The 18,571-nt window shown below is 58.5% G+C and carries 23 protein-coding genes; 8 read left to right on the top strand and 15 right to left on the bottom strand.

Annotated elements, in window-relative coordinates:
* Positions 1-120: 120 nt before the first annotated feature.
* From ACP26L_RS16795 to ACP26L_RS16785, 3 genes are read left to right on the top strand one after another with little or no spacing between them, the layout of a single operon-like run.
* A complete protein-coding gene (locus ACP26L_RS16795) occupies positions 121-1,104 on the top strand; it encodes an AraC family transcriptional regulator (protein ID WP_426454208.1) in 984 nt (327 codons plus the stop codon).
* A 30-nt stretch (positions 1,105-1,134) separates the two neighbouring features.
* On the top strand, positions 1,135-1,506 hold the full coding sequence (locus ACP26L_RS16790) for a VOC family protein (RefSeq protein ID WP_426454207.1): 372 nt from the start codon (positions 1,135-1,137) through the stop codon (positions 1,504-1,506).
* A 40-nt stretch (positions 1,507-1,546) separates the two neighbouring features.
* Positions 1,547-1,930 (top strand): VOC family protein, encoded by a 384-nt coding sequence (locus tag ACP26L_RS16785; protein ID WP_426454205.1) that lies wholly within the window; start codon positions 1,547-1,549, stop codon positions 1,928-1,930.
* A 231-nt stretch (positions 1,931-2,161) separates the two neighbouring features.
* Here the strand turns inward: ACP26L_RS16785 and ACP26L_RS16780 are convergent, their stop codons facing one another.
* From ACP26L_RS16780 to ACP26L_RS16750, 7 genes are all read right to left on the bottom strand, one after another.
* Positions 2,162-2,383, bottom strand: coding sequence for a hypothetical protein (locus ACP26L_RS16780; protein ID WP_426454203.1), 222 nt, complete (start codon positions 2,381-2,383; stop codon positions 2,162-2,164).
* Between the two features lie 102 nt (positions 2,384-2,485).
* On the bottom strand, positions 2,486-2,887 hold the full coding sequence (locus ACP26L_RS16775) for a cache domain-containing protein (RefSeq protein ID WP_426454201.1): 402 nt from the start codon (positions 2,885-2,887) through the stop codon (positions 2,486-2,488).
* A 97-nt stretch (positions 2,888-2,984) separates the two neighbouring features.
* Positions 2,985-3,752: an ABC transporter ATP-binding protein gene (locus ACP26L_RS16770; RefSeq protein ID WP_426454200.1), complete on the bottom strand. Its 768-nt coding sequence runs from the start codon at positions 3,750-3,752 to the stop codon at positions 2,985-2,987.
* Between the two features lie 98 nt (positions 3,753-3,850).
* Positions 3,851-4,681, bottom strand: a complete 831-nt coding sequence (locus tag ACP26L_RS16765; RefSeq protein WP_426454198.1) for an ABC transporter permease — start codon at positions 4,679-4,681, stop codon at positions 3,851-3,853.
* A 1-nt stretch (position 4,682) separates the two neighbouring features.
* Positions 4,683-5,840, bottom strand: a complete 1,158-nt coding sequence (locus ACP26L_RS16760; protein WP_426454196.1) for an ABC transporter substrate-binding protein — start codon at positions 5,838-5,840, stop codon at positions 4,683-4,685.
* A 78-nt stretch (positions 5,841-5,918) separates the two neighbouring features.
* Positions 5,919-6,152: a 4Fe-4S dicluster domain-containing protein gene (locus tag ACP26L_RS16755; RefSeq protein WP_013916896.1), complete on the bottom strand. Its 234-nt coding sequence runs from the start codon at positions 6,150-6,152 to the stop codon at positions 5,919-5,921.
* On the bottom strand, positions 6,136-7,869 hold the full coding sequence (locus tag ACP26L_RS16750) for a fumarate reductase/succinate dehydrogenase flavoprotein subunit (RefSeq protein WP_426454194.1): 1,734 nt from the start codon (positions 7,867-7,869) through the stop codon (positions 6,136-6,138). Before ACP26L_RS16750 ends, ACP26L_RS16755 begins: the two co-directional genes overlap by 17 nt.
* 354 nt (positions 7,870-8,223) lie before the next feature.
* Between ACP26L_RS16750 and ACP26L_RS16745 the strand changes: the two genes are divergently transcribed.
* Positions 8,224-9,441: a helix-turn-helix domain-containing protein gene (locus ACP26L_RS16745; protein ID WP_426454193.1), complete on the top strand. Its 1,218-nt coding sequence runs from the start codon at positions 8,224-8,226 to the stop codon at positions 9,439-9,441.
* Between the two features lie 76 nt (positions 9,442-9,517).
* Here ACP26L_RS16745 and ACP26L_RS16740 read toward each other — a convergent pair whose 3' ends face one another.
* The 8 genes from ACP26L_RS16740 to ACP26L_RS16705 all read right to left on the bottom strand — a co-directional run bounded on the left by ACP26L_RS16740 (position 9,518) and on the right by ACP26L_RS16705 (position 15,054).
* A complete protein-coding gene (locus tag ACP26L_RS16740) occupies positions 9,518-9,691 on the bottom strand; it encodes a hypothetical protein (RefSeq protein ID WP_426454191.1) in 174 nt (57 codons plus the stop codon).
* Positions 9,688-10,599 carry an ATP-grasp domain-containing protein gene (locus tag ACP26L_RS16735; RefSeq protein ID WP_426454189.1) on the bottom strand — a complete coding sequence of 304 codons (912 nt, stop codon included), beginning with the start codon at positions 10,597-10,599 and terminating at the stop codon, positions 9,688-9,690. The genes ACP26L_RS16740 and ACP26L_RS16735 overlap by 4 nt, the downstream gene beginning before the upstream one ends.
* Before the next feature lie 34 nt (positions 10,600-10,633).
* Entirely contained in the window at positions 10,634-11,812 is a 1,179-nt protein-coding gene (locus ACP26L_RS16730) for a DUF4272 domain-containing protein (RefSeq protein WP_426454187.1), read from the bottom strand.
* An 89-nt stretch (positions 11,813-11,901) separates the two neighbouring features.
* Entirely contained in the window at positions 11,902-12,228 is a 327-nt protein-coding gene (locus tag ACP26L_RS16725; RefSeq protein ID WP_426454980.1) for a hypothetical protein, read from the bottom strand.
* A 5-nt stretch (positions 12,229-12,233) separates the two neighbouring features.
* Positions 12,234-12,701: a DinB family protein gene (locus tag ACP26L_RS16720; protein WP_426454186.1), complete on the bottom strand. Its 468-nt coding sequence runs from the start codon at positions 12,699-12,701 to the stop codon at positions 12,234-12,236.
* A gap of 74 nt (positions 12,702-12,775) precedes the next feature.
* The gene (locus tag ACP26L_RS16715) at positions 12,776-13,687 is read right to left on the bottom strand and encodes an ornithine carbamoyltransferase (RefSeq protein ID WP_426454185.1); all 912 of its coding nucleotides are present in this window, start codon (positions 13,685-13,687) and stop codon (positions 12,776-12,778) included.
* A gap of 179 nt (positions 13,688-13,866) precedes the next feature.
* A complete protein-coding gene (locus tag ACP26L_RS16710) occupies positions 13,867-14,379 on the bottom strand; it encodes a DinB family protein (protein ID WP_426454183.1) in 513 nt (170 codons plus the stop codon).
* Between the two features lie 132 nt (positions 14,380-14,511).
* Positions 14,512-15,054 carry a histidine phosphatase family protein gene (locus tag ACP26L_RS16705; RefSeq protein WP_426454978.1) on the bottom strand — a complete coding sequence of 181 codons (543 nt, stop codon included), beginning with the start codon at positions 15,052-15,054 and terminating at the stop codon, positions 14,512-14,514.
* Between the two features lie 402 nt (positions 15,055-15,456).
* Between ACP26L_RS16705 and ACP26L_RS16700 the strand changes: the two genes are divergently transcribed.
* The 4 genes from ACP26L_RS16700 to sstT all read left to right on the top strand — a co-directional run bounded on the left by ACP26L_RS16700 (position 15,457) and on the right by sstT (position 18,452).
* Positions 15,457-15,876, top strand: coding sequence for a MarR family winged helix-turn-helix transcriptional regulator (locus tag ACP26L_RS16700; RefSeq protein WP_426454181.1), 420 nt, complete (start codon positions 15,457-15,459; stop codon positions 15,874-15,876).
* A 27-nt stretch (positions 15,877-15,903) separates the two neighbouring features.
* On the top strand, positions 15,904-16,542 hold the full coding sequence (locus ACP26L_RS16695; RefSeq protein ID WP_426454179.1) for a nitroreductase family protein: 639 nt from the start codon (positions 15,904-15,906) through the stop codon (positions 16,540-16,542).
* Between the two features lie 34 nt (positions 16,543-16,576).
* A complete protein-coding gene (locus ACP26L_RS16690; RefSeq protein ID WP_426454177.1) occupies positions 16,577-16,873 on the top strand; it encodes a putative quinol monooxygenase in 297 nt (98 codons plus the stop codon).
* Positions 16,874-17,231: 358 nt separating this feature from the next.
* Positions 17,232-18,452 (top strand): serine/threonine transporter SstT, encoded by a 1,221-nt coding sequence (sstT, locus tag ACP26L_RS16685; protein ID WP_426454175.1) that lies wholly within the window; start codon positions 17,232-17,234, stop codon positions 18,450-18,452.
* Positions 18,453-18,571: the final 119 nt, after the last annotated feature.

Below are 18,571 nucleotides of genomic sequence, written 5' to 3'. Positions count from 1 at the left end.
TATCGGTGAAAAAAATAAAGGCTGCTTCCGGGATCTTTTTTCATGCAGGAAAATCGGTCTTCCGCGAGGAAATGGTCAGGAAGAAACCTTCCCATATCCTGCCAAGGAGCTCATCTCTCTATGACATCGACATCTGCTTCGACGCTTGAGAACATCCCGGTCCACCATACCGCAGCCGTGAACCGGGCGGTGGATTACATCAGGAGCCGCTTCCCTGCCACCCCGGCCCTGAATGAAGTGGCTGCCGCCGTCTCGGTGTCGCCTTACCACCTGCACCGCCTGTTCAAGGCGGTCACCGGGGAGACGCTCCACGGCTTCGCTTCCCGCGTCAAGCTTCAGCATGCCGTCCACCGGCTCGTATACTGGGGCTCGGCCAGCGCCACAGAGATCGCCTATGACTGCGGCTATTCTTCCATGGCCGTGTTCTCCCGAGCCTTCAAGGGAGCAGCCGGCGTATCCCCGACCGACTTCCGCACGGCCCATGTGCTGCAGAATAGCAAGATATGCAAAGCGGACCGCAGCCTCAGTCAAAGCTATTCCGGGCTGTGGGCGTATAATGAAGAAGGCGGGGACAGAGCGGGGGCTGCGAGACGGCTGAAGGTGGCGGTCCGGGAATTCGCTCCGGCCCACCTGATCTACCTGCGGCATTACGGCGAGTATGCTTATGCGCAGCCCCATCCGGTCCTTCAGAGGAGCTTCGCCCGGCTGAACCGTCTGGCGAATGCGATGGAGCTGTGGAGTGCCGCTGCCTTCCTGACGGGGACAGCGCACGGCCCGTGGACAAGGTTTGCGTTCCCGCTGCTGCCCGGCCCCTATGACGCCGGGCTTGCGGTTCCGGCGGCAGCGGGCGAGGCTATTCCCCGGCTGCCGGAGGAATTCGGCGTCCGGCCTTGGCCGGGTGGTACGTACGCGGTCGTCCACTTCGAAGGCCACCTGGCAGATGCGGACAACGTCGCAGGCGTCCTTCTTGAGGAATGGCTGCCGGACAGCGGCTACCTGTACGACGACAGGCCCGCTGCCGTAGTGACCTATAACAACCCTTACGGAGACCCGGAAGGCCGTTGGGTCGTCGACCTCTGCCTCCCGCTCCGGCTTCCGAGCTAACCGGGCTCAGCCCAGAAGGAGAACCACGGCATGATCAACCGGTTCAAAGAATACCGCCCCGTATTCCTGTCCGCCGACCGGGAGCGGTCGCTTGCCTACTATGCGATGCTCGGGTTCCAGTGCAACCACTACACGGGCTTCGTCGACCGGGACGGCCTGCGCTTTGCGGTTCACGACGCATCCGGCGCCGCAGGAGAGATCCGGCCGAACCACAGGGTGGACGGCCGGTCCTGGGATATGTACATCTGGGTCGAGGACGCCGATGCCCTGTATGCCGAGCTGTCAGCCAAAGGCGCGATGATCCACTATCCCCCGCACAGTCCCCGCGAATACCACATGCGGGAGTTCGCCATCCTGGATCCGGACGGCTATATCTTCGCCTTCGGCTCCCCGATCCGGTAGCCGCAGAGCGGCGGCGGACTCCCCCGAGGAGGAACGAGTCATGTCTACATTATCCGCCAGCCGTCTGCAGCGGCGTATTGGCAGCGTATTCATCCCGGTCCGGAACATCGAACGGGCCCGAGACTGGTACGTCCGGCTGCTCGGCATCACGGAGCCCTGCGAGATTCAGTTCGGCCACCTGTGCATCCTGCCGACCGTTGGCCCCGATCTCATCCTCGACACGATGCCGATGTGGGGCGGCCGGGATCCGGAAGGCGCTCCGCCGATCCGCACCCCCTCCGTCCTGCTGCCGACGGACGATCTGCAGGCGTCGTATGCCTTCATGCAGGAGCAGGACATCAAGCTCGTGACGGGCATCGAGCACGGGCACTGGTTCGTCATCGAAGATCCCGATGGGAACCGGCTGATGATCTGCGGGAAGTAGGCGGAGTCTGACAACGGCATGGAAGCAGTCAAGACATGGTAACAGGAAGGATGTTTCCAATCGGCCCTGATCCTATTAGGCTGCGCCGCCAGCTGCGGTGTGCATCACTTTTTTAGGCAGGACAAGAAAAAAGTCCAATCCTTTCCTCTCAAAAGAGGCACGGATTGGACTTCATTAGAAGATGATCAACAGGAGAAAAAGATCAACAGGCGTTTCCCGTGATTCAAAGAACTACACCTTAAACTTTACTACAAGAGACTGCAGATCTTCGGCAATGTTGGCCAGGCTAAGGGATGAAGCCGTTATTTCTTCCAAGGCCGCGAGCTGCTGCTCCGTTCCGGCGGAAGCCTCCATGGCGCCAGCCAGAACCGTTTGTGCGGTTTGTTCCATGTTCATGGTCGACTCCAGCACCCGGCCGGTTCCTTCAGAGACCTGGTTCAGCACACGGGTCATCTCGTGAACCTCGCCCGACTCCGACTCCGTACCAACCGTAATGGAGATCGCATCAAAAGTTTCCTTCGCCAGGCGTACCTGTACGGCCCCTTCCCCTACTTCCTACGTGGCGGACTGCATGGCCTGCGTGGCTGCCTTCGTGCCGCTGGCCCGGACACTCTTCTCATCCTTGAGGTTGGTCGCTACACGGGTATCTCCCAGGAACAAGGTAACCGCTCCGCCTGTAAACTTCGCCATGCTGTCGGCAAACTCATGGTTCCCATTGATGAGCGTATTCCCCTTGTACAGCTTCCCGTCCCTGACCGACCACTCCCCGGGATACTGCGCATCCAGCCAGCGGTAACCCAGGGAAGATACCACTTTCACGCAGTCCGTATAGATTTCCTTCATGCTGTCTGTAATTTGAATCCAGGAAGCGGCGATCATAATAAAAGACAGAACGGCAATAATGCCGATGACTTGTATGCTGATTTTGGACCGAATCGATAAGGAGCGAGGCTTCATGATGTTATTCCCCTTTGATGTAGGGTAATCTTGTTGACCTAGCCGTATTGTATCGATAGGTGTTCACCCAAGATGTAATCTACCTCACAGCGGGAGTTCACTTAGAATGATGCAGCGCCCTGCCCTGCAGCCTGGCCAGAATGTCCGCGCGGGCCGCGGCGAACTCCCCGCTCTCCCGGCGGCGGGGGCGCGGCAGTCCGACCGGCACAATGCCCTGCACCCGGCCGGGACGCGGCGTCAGCAGCACGATGCGGTCGGCCAGGTAGACCGCCTCCTCGACATCGTGCGTGACGAGCACGAAGGTGATCCGCTCCCGCGACCAAATCTCGAGCAGGTCATCCTGCAGCTTGTGCCGCAGCATGGCATCCAGCGCGGCGAATGGCTCATCCATTAGCAGCAGCCGCGGATTCAGGCAGAGCGAGCGGGCGATGGCGACCCGCTGACGCATGCCGCCGGAAAGCTGCTTCGGGTAGAAGTCCGCAGACTCCGCGAGCCCGAACAGCTCCAGGTACCGGGCGACCGTCTCCGCCTGCGCCCCTCCGCGGATGCCCTGCATCTGCAGGCCGAAGGCAATGTTCTGCCGCACCGTAAGCCAGGGAAACAGGGCATAATCCTGAAAAATAAACCCCCGCTCCGGCGACGTTCCCTTCACCGGGCGGCCTCCCGCCTCGATCGTCCCGCTCCGTGGTCTTTCCATCCCGGCGATCAGCTTGAGCAGCGTGCTCTTGCCGCACCCGGAGGGCCCGAGCAGGCACAGAAACTCGCCCTCCCGGATACCGAACGATACGTCACGGAGCACTTCCGTAAAGGAATGCCCGCCTTCGCCCCCGTAACCGTGTGAAACCCTGCCCACATCGATCTGCATCCTGCTCTTCCTCCTTTCCTGAACGGTTCGTCATACTTGCATTAGTATCGCCAGCCGGCCATGGTCCAGCTCGGCTTCTCCGCCTGCCAGCCGGCTCCTCACATCCACCGGAGCACCCGGTGCTGTATTACCCGCACGAGCGCGGAGGATCCAAACCCAAGCGCACCGATCGTGAACATGCCGATCATTGACTGTTTGTAATCCATCAGGTGATACGCCGACCAGGTTGAATAGCCGATGCCGAGCTGTCCTGACATCATCTCCGCCGTGATCACGCCCATCCACGAGGCCCCAATGCCGACCGACAGGCCCGTGAAAATCTCCGGTGCCATCGCCGGCAGATACACACGCCACAGCGCCCGGAGCGGACTGCAGCCCAGAATGCGGGCAGCCTGCACCAGGGACGGGGGCACGCGTTTGGCCGCGTCGCGCGAAGAGATCAGAATCGGGAAGAACGCCCCGATGTAGGTGATGAACAGGATGCTGCTCTCGATCGAGCGGAAGAGCAGCATCGCCACCGGCAGATAAGCGATGAGCGGAATCGGCCGGAACAGCTCCAGATTGGTGAACAGCGTGTCGCTGGCCGTGCGGGAGAGACCGCTCCACAGGCCGAGCGGCACGGCTGTCACGAGCCCGAGGGCAATGCCCACGAGCACCCGGTAGCAGCTTACGCCGACATCCTCATAATAGGCGGACTGGCCCAAGTTCTTGGTCCAGGCGGCAAGCACCTCCCCCGGCTTCGGCAGGTTGCCGAGCTGCAGCGGCCACGTGACGTTGGCCTGCACGGCCAGGTGCCACAGCACCAGGAAGCCGAGCACGGCCAGGATGCGCAGGGCGAAGGAGCGCCGCCGGCCGGGCAGTCCGGCCCTCCGCACAGCGACAGCTTCTGCGGGTGCGGCCAAGGCGGCCGAATCTTCATGGATCGCCATGCTACAGCTCCTTCCCCTGCAGCCATTCGCCGGCCTGCTCCCCATCCGTCAGGTAAGGACGTTTGAGAGAGTCCGCCGCTTCGCGAAGATAGCCCGCATCGACGAAGGAGCCGAGCTCCAGCTTCTTCTCGAGCTTGCCCAGGGAGCTCAGGAACTGGATGCTGCCGTTCAGCGTGTCCAGGTCCTTGTCGTAGATCGCCGCGTCGAAGCGGATGTTCTCGACCATCTTCCGGCATACTTCCGGCGGAAACTTGCTCTCCGCCTCGAAGATCTTCGCCGTCTCCTCCGGATGCTCCTTCGCGAACTGGTGCGCCTCCACGAGCGCCCGCAGGAAGGCCACGGTATAGGTCCGGTTCGCCTCGGCCCAGTCGCGGTTCGCCACGACCCCCGCCAGGTAATCGATCTTCGTCGCCTCGCCCGGCTGCAGAACGGTGCCGATCTCCTTATGGGCGATGAGGCTCGTGTACGGCTCCCATGTCGAATGGGCGGCCACCTTGTTCTGCTCGATGCTCTGCATGCCTACCGTCACCGACTGGTCCACGATCTTGACCTTGTCGACGAGGTTATGCTGCTTCAGCGTATCGAGCAGCATCCGGTGGGACGAGCTGCCGATCGGCGTCGATACCGTCTGGCCCGCCAAGTCCTCCACCCGCTTCACCTGGCTTCCCTTCGGCACGATGATCGCCTGGTTGCGGCCGAGCACCCCTTTGCCGTCGAAGGCCAGGAACACCGAGCGGTAGTTCGCCTGCGTAATGCCCATCACTCCGTTGAGCAGCGACGGCATGTCGCCGAGGAAGCTCAGCTGGATTTTGCCGCCGACCATCTGGTTGTTCAGAATCGAGCCGGCCGTTGCGTCGAACCACTTCACTTCGACTTCGTCCGAGGGAGCCAGCTCCTTCAGATGCTTCTCGTAGAGCCCCCGGTTCTTGATGATCAAGGCCCCCCAGGTCTGGGCGGTCGGCGACTGGTAGCCCACGGTTACGACGGCCTGCTTCCCGCCGGCAGCTGCCGGCTTCGCGGATGACACTACCCTCTCTGCGCTTCCTCCGCTGCCGCCCTGGGTACCGCAGCCGGTCAAGGCGGCGGTGACCGTCAGCGCCAGGGAGGCGAGCAGCAGCCTGCTGCGCTGCAGCAGAGTCCGCTTCGCGGACAACCTCATGACGATTTCCTCCTTTTTGGCATGTATGGTGTCAAGCTGGACTGTGTACCTTCCCGTTCTCCCTGTCCTTCCCTTGCTTTACCTTACGAGGTAAGGCAGGTTGACGCGCACGGCATCGACCGGGCAGTCGGTCTGGCACGGTGTGCAGTACCAGCATTCGTCGTACTTCATATACGCCTTGCCGTCCTTGTCGAGGGCCAGAATGCCCATCGGGCAGACCTGGACGCAGATGTCGCAGCCGATGCATTTGTCCCGGTCGATGATGACGCTCGCTTCCGAACGCTGACCTACCGCTTTAGCCGACATGTTCATGGGGTTTCACCTCCTCAAGTCTTGATTCAAGGACCGCTTCACGGTCCGCTTCCGTCAGGATGTACGGCGGCAGTTCTTTCGTGTACAGCTCGAGCTCTCCGCTGCCGCCCTTGTGCACAATGACCCGCTTCAGCCAGTTCGCATCGTCGCGCTCCGGATAGTCGAGGAAGTAGTGGTAGAAGCCCCACCGGCTCTCCTTGCGGAACATCGACGCCTTCGCCATCATCTCGGCGCAGTCCACGATGCTGTGAATCTCCATCGCCCGGCCGAGCTCGTGAGGGTCCCGGGCGCCCAGCAGCTGCAGGTCCACCTTGCGGAAATGCTCGATCTTCTCGAGCGCAATATCGAGCTTCGTCAGCGTCTTCGGCGGGAGCAGATAGTCGGTGACGATCCGGCGGATCTTGTACTCCACCTGCTGGTGCGGCACCCCGTCCGGCCGGGAGAGAGGCTGGAGCAGGCGCTCCCGCTCCGCTTCGATCTGCGCCGGATCCGGCTCGTATTCGGGCTGCCCGGCTGCAAAGGCCGCGGCATTCGTGCCGGCGATTTTACCGAAGGTAAGTGCACCGAGCAGGTATTGGTGCGGCACACAGGCCATATCGCCTGCTGCATACAGTCCGGCCATCGACGTCTCCGCCTCGTGGTTGACCAGCACCCCGGAAGCGCTGTGGCCGCTGCACAGCCCGACCTCCGAGAAGTTCAGCTCGACCATGTCGGTGCGGTAGTTTTTGCCCCGGCCCTCGTGGAAACGGTCGCGGCTCGGCCGCTCATTGTTGTGGAGGATCGACTCGATCTCCGAGATGATGTTGTCCTCCAGGTGGGTCAGCTTCAGGTAAAGCGGCCACTCGCCCTTGTTCTTCAGCTTCCACATGTTCATGATGAGCTCGCCGCTCCAGTAATCGCAGCCGGTTACCCGCTCCCCCTTGGCGTTCGCCGTGTAGCCGCCGAACGGTCCCGCCACATAGGCGCAGGCCGGTCCGTTATAATCCTTCATCGTCGGATTGATCTGGTAGCACTCGATGCCCGTGAGCTCCGCTCCCGCATGGTAAGCCATGGCGAAGCCCTCACCCGAATTCGTCGGATTCTCATACGTGCTGTAGAGGTAGCCGGAATCCGTCAGGCCCATGCGGCCCGCCGCGCCCGCGGTCATCACGACCGCCTTGGCCCGGACGATCACGAAGTCCCCCGTACGCACATCGAGCCCGAGCGCCCCGATGACCTGATTGCCTTTGGTCAGCAGCCGTGTGGCCATGACCCGGTTGACGACCCGGCAGCGCATCTGCTTCACCTTTTTGGCGAGAATGACCTTCAGGTCGCTAGCTTTGGGCATCGGGAGCACATACCGTCCTTTGCGGTGAACCCGGTGGACGTTGTAATAGCCGTTCTCATCCTTCTCAAAATCGACGCCCCACGAATCGAGCTCCTGCACAATGCTGAAGCACTCCGACGCCTGGCGGTACACAGCCCGCTGGTCGATGATGCCGTCGTTCGACTCCGTAATCTCAAGCGTATATTCCTCCGGTGTCGCTTTCCCCGGGATGACCGCATTGTTCAGGCCGTCCATGCCCATGGAGATCGCGCCGCTCCGCCGGATATCCGCCTTGTCGAGCACGAGCACCTGCAGCTCCGGATTCGCCTGTTTGGCCTTGATCGCCGCCATCGTACCGGCCGTGCCTCCACCGATGATGAGCACATCGGTCGTATATTCTCTGGTTTCCATGTTGGTTCATCCTCCTCTTGGCCTGCCTCGGCCTCTGCTGCTGCCGGGTCAACACCGCGCCGCTGACCCCCGCTTTCGGCGGTGATGTCATTCCGATTAAGCCGATGAAGCAGGTTGGCTATGCACGCAATGTATCACAGCCGCAGACCGGGGTTCCACCGCATGAGGAGCTGTGAGGAGGAATGCGGATGAGTGAGGAAACAGACCAATATTTTCCATTGTGTGGCTGCGAAGAAATACGTTCCCAAATGCCCGGTTCATTCTTGTCAGCCGGGCCGTAATGGGATAAAATCTATATCTAAGTATTATGATCGGATAATTATGAATTCAAGAAGCGGAAAGCGAGGTTTGGCTATGGACAAGACACAGAAGCATACGGTCTTCTCTCTACTGACACTCGGGCAGGCTGTGGAGCTGCTTGGCGTGAGCCGGGCAACGATCGACCGCTGGCGGCAGCACAAAGGACTGCCCTATATCAAAATCGGCCGCGACGTCTACTTCGACCGCGACGAGCTGCAGCTCTGGGTCCGGGAACAGTCTTCCGCCGGCCGTCCGGTTCTGGACACCCCGGTCCGTACGGACCCGCTTGCCGTGACGATCGGCTACCAGAGCGGCACGGCCCATATGTGGAGCTCCCTGATCATCAAGGGGCTCCGGCTGCTGGAGGAGGAGCTAAGCCTGCTCCGCCCCTTCCGGCCGGTTGAAGTCCGCTGGCGCGATGCGGCGAACGGCCTGGAGCTCGTGGAGGGGCTGATTGCCGGCGAGGTGCAGATTGCGGCCCTCGGCGATTACCCGATCGCCATGAGCACGGCGCTCGGCAGGGTGCTGCCGAAGTTCAGCCCCGTGCTGCTCGCCTTCGACGGCAAGGCCGAGCGGGGCCGCGGCATCTCTGTCGCCGTCCCCCGGCAGGCCCGGCTGCGCGACCTGTCGGATCTCGCGGAACGGACGATCGCCACCGTCCCCCACTCCAGCGCAGGCCACCGGCTGACGGGGCTGCTCACCTCGCTCGGCACTCCGCCTCGGCAGGTGATCCATCAAGATATGCCGGAGAGCCTGCGCGGCATCGCCTCCGAGCGGGTCGGCGCAAGCGTGATGTGGGAACCCTATCCGAGCCTGCTCGACTACTACGGCCAGGGACGGCTGCTGTTCGCGGAGGGGCTCGGCGACGACTATCTGACCGGCCTGGCGGCAGACCAGGCCTGGGTCCGAAGCCATGAGGACGTCACCGTCGCTTACCTGAAGGCCCATCTCCGGGCCCATGCGTTCCTGCGCAGCGAGCCGCTGAAGGCAGCCAAACTCGTCGCCCGGGCCGCAGACATCCCGGTGAAGGTGGCCGGCCAAGTCCTCTCCCGCGTCCGCTGGGACGCAGCCGTGTATACCCGGGACCTCGAGACGCTGCAGGGCTTCCTGGACGGCGCCCCTCTGCCCGCGCCGGGGATATCCCTCGAGCTGCTCCATCCGGGCCCGGCCTTCCGGGGCGAGTATCTCCAGGCCGCCGCCCGGCAGCTCCGCCTTCCGGCCATCGGGGATGGGCCGGTTCTGGGCGATTGGTCGAAGCGGGTGCTGCTGTAGGGAAGGGAGCCGGGATTACGAGCAAGCCAAAAAGCCAACCGGCTCACTTCTGCCGGTTGGCCTTCCTGTGTTTTCTTTACCGCTGTTCTTTGAAATGATATCCGCCATCCTGCGGAACGATCTCCACCTTCACGCCAGATGAAGTTAACCGGTCTACGGCCGCTGCAAAGTAGGGTTCCGACTTTAGTTCGTCCCTACCATTACCAACACAGGCACCGGATTCATCCTCGATCACGGCGTATTTTCTCATTGCCTCGCCCTTAGCTCCCTATAAAAATCATTCGCATCGCAATGAGCAGGCAGCCCGGAGACGCCACCGTCACCGATCTCGATAATAAGCCATTTCCCCTCGGCTATCCGCGCGATATCCATGGTGAAGAAAGGGCTTGGGATTCGCTCTGCAGCTTCTTGGAACCGTGTAAGATCCGGCAGCTCCTGCCCGCGGTATTCCAGTTCGTCCCAATAGGCGGCAGCGGTCAGCAAACGGTGATGCAGGAAAAACAGCCGGTATTCGTTCGCCAGCGGCATGCCGCTCTTCGGGTGGACGGCAGCCTGCTCAAGTAGGACGAACTCCCGGAACACCACCCCGCCGTTCAGATCCTCCCCTTGACGGCTTATGAAGTTGCCCAGCACACGTTCTACCTGACCGCGGTCCATCATATCCGGAATATAGCAGGCATCCTCCCATTCGTGCTTGCGGGATTTGACGAAATCCTTGATAAGTAGGGAGCGGATGCCTTGTTCCGCAAAAGTCTGCAGCCGCTCGTGCACCCTATCCAAGCCGTGCTCCAACTCATGGGCATCCACCCAGATGCTTCTCGGCGTTAAGTCTGATACCGCATCATACGAATAGGGAAAATAATGCCCCTGCCTATACGCCTCCGGGGAAGTCAGCAGGCGGATGTTCTTCCGGCGAAGCACGTCATCAAGAAGCCTGTACTTCTCCGGCTTCATCATCCAGCCCCGGTAGAGCGCCTGCTGTTCCTCTTCCTGGTCCGCCACTCTCCGGACCGCGGCCGTCCCACGTCCTAGCAGCAGCTCTTGCAGAGAGATCAGATCAACCTCGAAGCCCTGCCTCTTCGCTGCCTCGTATTCGTGTGCATACTCGCAGTCAACCGTCCTTGAATCCATCGGATCCGCACAGAACAGGATACGCATTCCTTTTGGCCTCCCCCGATTTCCTCCCATGCCCCTATGTATCCGTCGTCACCTCATCCCACTCCTGCTCCCGGTACCGGATCAGCCAGTTCAAGGCCCGGTGCCGCTCATACACGACCCCTGCGTCCAGCCCGCCCGGGGCCTGCTCGCCCTTCAGCCGGCAGTCCACGCACACCCAGTTGTACCGGTAGATGAGGTCCGCCGCATCGAGAATCTCGCTTTTGCTTCTCATGCGAGCCTCCTTCACGAAGCGTTTGCAGGTCTCCCGCTCCTGGAGCTGCGATACCACCTCCGGCACATCACAGACCCGGTCCGGATACTCCAGAAGGTCCACATACCCAAGGGCCCAGAGCAGCACCGTGTAAGCCTCATAGCCCCACGAGAATGCCGCAATGTCGCCATGCTCCGGGTCCTCATCCTCTAGAAAGTCTTTCTCCTTCGGCGTAAAGAATTCCTCCGCCCCATACTGCCGGATGACCCGGTTGACGAGCGACCGGGTATCCTTCGGGCTCTCCCCTGCGCCGTGGCAATCTCCCTTCAGCGCCGTAATGCATAAGGCAATCGCCCGCCTGGCCGTTTCTTCGACGCTGCGGACGCTCACTTCATCGTCCCCCGCCCGTACCGGTAGATGCGGGTTACAGCGGATGCCCTGCTCGGCGAGAATGCTCTCGCTCTGTTCCTTGCGCCTGCGCGCCGACTCGGTGACGACGAGGTCTCCATGCAGCAGACTCGTGTGAGCGGATACGGTGATATCGTCGACTTCACTTCTGCCGTCCAGGTCCATGATCAGGCGGCCCCTGCTGTCCAGCAGCTCCCGCGTCCCCATGAACACGATGCCGTCCAGCCGGCGAGCCAGCTCGAGCAGTTCCTCTCTGAACGGACCGGTGATGTCCTGTTCCGTCTCCACCCCGATCACCATGTTCAGCACGGAGATCTGGATCAGCAGCTTCTCCTGCAGCTGACGATTCTCGGCCGGCAGCCCCGCAAAAAAATTCCCCATCCCGTTCTTCATCTGCATGAATTCATCAGGCTGGGTTTGGCTGGTCATGAGGTTCAGCACATGGCGTGAGCTTCGGAACCATTTGCGGTTCACGATGGCAATCCGGGTGCCGCCCTCGTTGACCTCGACGGTATGCTTGGGATACAGCTCCCGCACCAGTCCGGCCACTTGGCCGAGATCCATCTGCGGGCTGTAGATGGCACAATTCTTCATGGTCCATAAGCTCCTTCAGTGAACATGTATGTATTAAAGCTATTCTATTTTACTGGAATCTTCCAGATTTGTCTGGGTTAAAGGCGCGATCATGAACGAGCATGACCACACGCCGCACACCGGCTTGCTTCGGGTGTACGCAGAGGTTTGCCGCAGTAGAGACACGCCTCACCGTACAGGGCGATCCGATGATGCATGATGGCATTGTGATGACAGCCGGCCGCTCCCGTCATTCTTTGATATTCCCTGGTAACCGGACGGAATCTCTCGGTCATCGTGATGCGGCCGAGCGGCAGGTTCTGCTCCATCCGAAACGCTTCATCCGCCTGAATGCATTGACCGAACAGCTTGTGAATCACCGCATACTCCTCTTCATCCAGCATGGCAGCCTCTTCCCCGCAGCGCCAGCACCACATGATCTTCACAAGACCTTCCCCAAAAAAACGTCCACCTGTTCCCTGTGATGGGCATCATGATGGATGAATACGCCCGTGAACCTGCCGTAGGTATACGCTTCGCCGTCAATCGTAAACCGGACCGACTCGTCATACACTTCAGCCAGCATGTCCAGCAGCTGCAGCCGTGTCTTGATCACCTCATCAATCAGCACGTCCCAATCCGTGTACTGTTCAGCCGACAATGCCGCCTGCCGGTTATGCTCCTCAATATTGACGAAAAAGAGCTCCGCCCCCTCGTTCATGCGAGGAATCATGATTTCCATGCTGTTCCGGTCCCAGTGCATGATATGCGTCAGCACTTCCCTCAGTGACCAGGCCCCCGGCGGGATGGGCTCCAGCCAGACATCCCGACCGGGATCACGGAGGTTGCTGACCCAAGGGACCCATTCGGCGAAGGCGTGGATAGCATCGTGCTTTGTCCGTGTTGTCATAGGCCATCTCCTTTTCCTGCGATTTACCATATGAAAACGATAACACATCGCCCGAATGAAGGCAAACAAATGTTCTAACCAAGCAAATGCAGCAAAAGAGCCTTCTGTACGTGCATCCGGTTCTCGGCCTGCCGGAAGATCAGGGAGCGTTCCGATTCAATCAGCTCCTCCTCGATTTCGAATCCCGGATGAATCGGCATGTCGTGAAGGAGGTAAGGGGAATACCCTTGGAGGTGGTCCCGGTTTACCTGGTACGGGAGCATGAGCTCGATTCTTCTTCGTTTCTCTTCCTGATACTGCGGATCATCATAGAACTCCATATCGATCCAGGTATCTGTATACACGTAGTGGGATCTCGATACCGCTTCGGACAAGTCACGAACCTGTTCCACCCAGCCGCTCCGGTAAGCGCGCTGCATCAGCTCCTCCTCCCACGACGGAGCGTTGATCATCGGAGTGACGAGCAGCAGCTTGACCCCCAAGGTAACGCAGCCCGCCACGAGCGAATTGGCCACGTTATTATGGATCCCGACATAGGTAAGCGTTATGCCCTCGAACGTACCGGATTGTTCATAGACTGTCATCAAGTCGGCGAGCGCCTGGCACGGATGGTACTTCTCGCAGCAGCCGTTAATCACCGGAACCTTCGAGTACGCAGCGAGCTCCTGAAGATCCGAGTGCTTTTTGAGCCGGGCCAGGATGGCTTCGCAGTTTCGAGAGGCATACCGTGCTTCATACCGGATCGGCGAAATCTTAAAATTGCTGGACTCCCAATCCATCGGTACGGCATAACCGCCAAGTTGATTGATGCCGGACTGGAAGGATAAGTTCGTGCGGGTGGATGTTTTCTGGAACAGCATCAGCAGCCCCTTTCGTTCGCAGGCATTGTAGAACGCTTTCGGATTGTTCTTGATCTCGATCCCCTTGCGGATGACCGACAGCAGCTCCTCCTGTCCGAACTCTTGCAAAGACAGCAAATGATTCAACGGACACACCTCTTTGTGTATTTTTATTCATAATAATGAATTAAAATACAATATAGTCCAACTGGTAACATGTGTCAATCCCTCCAATGAAAAAACGGAACCCCTCTCTACAAGAGAGCGGGCTCCGTCTCTGCTGCGGTGCTGCTTGAGAAATCTGCAAAGGAATCAGGGGTTCTCCTCTATCCTTCAGCATGGATTCCCAGCATCCCTTCGATCTCACGCAGCTGGCGAAGGTGATGGCGAAAGTGCATTCCGGCGAGCTCGAACCACTCCCCTGCGTTCAGCCAGCCGAAACCTCCATGCTTTACTTTGCGATTATGGGGGATCGCTCCGATTCTCTTCTCCCACGCACTCATGCTTTGAAGCACATCATCGAGTCCGCGCTCCAGGTCCTCCTTGCTGTGGGTGTTGCACGGCGTATTGCTCGGCCCTTCCGGAAGCCTGATCTTCACGGGCGGGAATTCCCCAAGCCCGAACAACTGCTCTCCGGCTTCCGACTTCCCCGTAGGCTGCTCCTCCGCAGCAAGTGTACACTGCTCCACCTGATGGAGGTACTCCAGTGTGGTCAGAATCAGGTGGTCGTACAATTGGCAGAGGGACCACACCCCTGGAGCAGGGATACAGCTTAGCTGCTCCGGCGTATATCTTTGCAGCTCGGTTCGATATGTATGAATCAGTTCCGGGTAACTCAAGTGAGTCCATCTCCTTTCTTCTCTATCATAAGGCACAGCGGAGGCTGTGATTTCTTATGAAATGCGGTCCGGTCAGATATCGAAGGATTCATAGGACTCGCATTCCTCCAAGTCCTCTTTTGGCTGACAGGCTCACGGATTCCATATTCGCTGAATCCCCGGAAGCCCCTCCGAAAAGGACAAGCGGTACACATCCGGATTCGTCAAAAGCTCCCACTCTTTGAAGCCCATTCGATGATCATAACATTTGAGAAGCAGCGAAATCAGGTTGCCATGCGAAACGATGACCGCCGAAGAGTATCGGCTGCTCCGAATTTCCGTTACGACCCCGAGGGCACGCTGCATAGCCGTTCTGCTGGATTCTCCGCCCTCGTAACACAAGTCCAAATCCACGTAGGTCTTGCTGAGCATCTCGCGCCATGCGGGCAGATTCCGGCTCGATAAGACCCGTTCTGCCAACCGGTCATCCACCTGGACGCCGATCCCCCGCTGCTCGGCAAATGGCCTGATGGTCGCGCAGGCTCGTTCAAATGGACTCGAGACGATGTAATCGACCTCTTTATCCATGAAAAACTCGGCCAGCTTCTCCGACTGCCTTATCCCTAGCTGCGTTAGCTTCGCATCGGGTTCCTGTCCTTCGGCCTGGGCATGCCGCACCACATAGATGTGTTTGATCATCGTGAAATCCTCGCCGCCCGAGCTCTTTGCACACTTTCTCTGTTAACGATGAACACCCTATCTCCTCCCATCATAATCCACGAGTCACGGCATGGTCCTTTTCCTTCCGCGGCGCCGAGGATTTCCCCGCAATATGGAGCTTTCGGCGGAGTATGTAATTTATTCCATAACCGATGGTCTCCTTCCTGCTTGAGGTGTGAGGGCCGGCGGATCTGCTGCAAACGATTGAAATGTAATAATAAAATACACAGTTGCAAAAAATAAACGGAGATGCTATATTAGTTGAGCTATCAATCATTGATGCATCAATAGATTTTGAACAACTTAAATAACCCCGATGATCTAAGGTACTCTATGACCGTTCATTCATGTTCCGTATTCACCCGGGAGGTCATCGTCATGACGCGTAACGGTTCCAAAGAAGAGCAGATCCTGTATCTGCTGAACGGACTCGGCAACAAAATCAGTCCCAAGTTCGAACGCTGCACGGGAATCAGCTCGTCCCGTCTTGAGATCCTGCACGAGCTGTGCCAGGTCGAGGAGATCAACCAATCCACGCTGCAGAAGCGCATCGACATTGACAGTGCCGCCATCACGCGCCACCTCAAGCAGCTTGAAGAGAGCGGCATGGTTACCCGGCGCAGGAATCCGGAAGATCAGCGCGTTACCTTTGTCCGCCTAACCGATGAGGGGCGGCAGAGGATTGGAGCGTACCAGATCGAGAAGGAGCATTTTATCCGCCAGATCCTGGATGGCTTCAGCGAAGAAGAAGTCCGTCTGCTGGCCGATATGCTCGAACGCATGCAGAGCAACATCTAACCCAGACTAAAGGAGCTTGTCCACATCATGAGCGAATTTCAAAAAACCAATGACTTCAAAGAGATTACATACGGACGCCGTTCCGTTAAGGCCTATGACCCGGAGGTCAAAATCAGCCGCGAGGAAATGACCGATATTCTGGCGGGTGCATCCCGCGCTCCCTCTTCGGTGAACGCGCAGCCTTGGCGTTTTGTCGTGATCGAGAGCCAGGAAGGCAAAGAGAAGCTGGCTCCTCTCGCCCGCTTCAACCAGACGCAGGTGCTCACTTCTTCCGCCGTTATTGCGGTGTTCGCCGACATGAACAACTCCCAGTACCTCGACGAAATCTACGGCAAAATGGTAGAGCTGGGTTACATGCCGCAGGATGTGAAGGACATGCAGCTCAAGGCGATCAAGAATTACTATGACCAGCTGCCGGCCGCGGACCTGCGCGACGTGAATTTCATCGATGCCGGTCTCGTATCCATGCAGCTCATGCTGGTAGCCCGGGCCCACGGCTATGATACGAACCCGATCGGCGGATACGAGAAGGACAAGATCGCCGAAGCCTTCGACCTGGACAAAGATCGTTACCTGCCGATCATGCTGATCAGCATCGGCAAAGCGGCCAAAGAAGGCTACCCGTCCTACCGTCTTCCTGTCGAGACCGTAACCACTTGGAAATAATTCCGATATCCATACCGAAAGGTTGATGACCATCATGATCATTATCCATGCTCATCTGCAGGTAAAACCCGACCAGGAAGAAGCCTTCCTGAACGCAGTCCAAGCCCTGATCCCCGCCTCCCGCGCCGAAGAAGGCAATGTGTCCTACGCCCTGATGAAAAGCACGGAGCAGGAGCACCTCTACACGATGGTAGAGCTGTGGAAGGATGAAGCCGCGATTGCCGCGCACAATGCAAGCGCCCATTTTAAGGCGTTCATCCAGCAGGCTCCTGCCTTCATGGCCGCACCGATGCAGGCGGACGTGTTCGCAGGAGAGCCTGTGAAGCGATAGAACGCTAGCTAAGCTGTGCGCCCATAGGCCCCCAAAAAAACCAGCCGGTTGATTGCTATGATCAGCCCTGCTGGTTTTTTTGTGTACCCGGCTGGAAGGATTTGACCTGCAGCCGAATAATCCCGGTCCCGGGTGTCTTACTCGCTGCCCGAGTAACCCGGTTACCAAAGCATTGCAGCCATGTCGGCCGCTTCAATTCGCATCCGTCGGCACAGGATTTTTTACAAAATATGTTCTTTTCCGAGTCCATTTGCTACCCAACGGACAATTAACGTGATAAACTATGTTACGATATAACTTGTCCTATTACGACTTGCTGGGCTCGGTTATATTTGAACATTGTTACCGGAGGGAATTCATGCAAACTTTGTTAAGCAAGTGGAATCAAGTAAGCCTGGTCAAGCGAATCCTGGCCGGCATTATCGCGGGGATCATCCTGGCTTTGGCGGTACCGGGGGCGTCGGGAATCTCCATCTTCGGTTCCTTATTCGTCAATGCCTTAAAGGCAGTCGCGCCGTTACTGGTCCTGCTTCTGGTCATGGCCGCCATCTCCAGGCATCAGAAGGGCCAGCAAACGAATATGAAATCAATCCTGGCCCTCTACGGAACCAGTACCTTCCTGGCGGGGCTGATCGCCGTCATCGCCAGCTTTGTATTTCCGGTAAGCCTGTCCCTTGTCAAGGGAACTCAGGATCTGGCACCGCCCCAAGGGATTGTGGAAGTGCTGAAGACCTTGCTGTTCCAGGTTGTCGACAATCCCGTAAGCGCCCTGTTGAACGCCAACTATATCGGGATTCTGACTTGGGCGATCCTGCTTGGCTTCGTCCTGCGGGGTGCCAATGACAGCACCAAGGATCTGCTTACGAACTTGGCGGATGGGGTCTCCCAAATTGTCAAATGGGTCATCAATCTGGCACCGCTCGGCATTATGGGACTCGTGTTCAACTCCATTACCGAGAGCGGTCTCTCTTCCCTGCTCGATTACGGCAAACTGCTTCTCGTACTGATCGGATGCATGCTGTTTATGGCGCTTGTCGTCAATCCGTTAATTGTCTACGTTAATATTCGCAGAAACCCCTATCCCCTGGTACTCACCTGCCTGAGGGAAAGCGGCATTACCGCCTTCTTTACCCGGAGTTCAGCGGCGAACATTCCAATCAACATGAGATTGTGCGAAAAATTAGGACTGGATTCGAATACTTACTCGGTTTCCATTCCCTTGGGCGCTACGATCAATATGGCGGGTGCCGCGGTGACGATTTCGGTCCTGACGCTCGCAACGGTTCACACGCTTGGCATCCAAGTGGATTTTGCCACAGCCTTCCTGCTCAGCGTTCTATCCGCCGTGGCTGCCGCAGGCGCTTCCGGCGTGGCCGGCGGGTCGCTCCTGCTTATTCCCTTGGCTTGCAGCATCTTCGGCATTCCGAATGATATTGCGATCCAGGTCGTTGGGGTAGGCTTCATCATCGGGGTACTGCAGGATTCGTTCGAAACCGCGCTGAATTCGTCCTCCGACGTGCTGTTCACAGCAACCGCAGAGTATGCGAAGCAGCGTAATGAAGGCAAGGCGGCTCTTTAGTAGGAGCAATGTGCACGGAACATTATTTGATGGTCATGCGCAGCTATACATTGAATAATAAAAGCCAATTCGGGTTAAGCTTGAATTGTGCCCCACTCCCATCCAATATACTTACCGTC

Origin of the sequence: Paenibacillus sp. S-38 (assembly GCF_049942825.1) — a bacterium.
Classification (GTDB): domain Bacteria; phylum Bacillota; class Bacilli; order Paenibacillales; family NBRC-103111; genus Paenibacillus_G.
The sequence above is the reverse complement of the archived record's forward strand: the minus strand, read 5'-3'. Positions and strand labels throughout refer to the sequence as shown.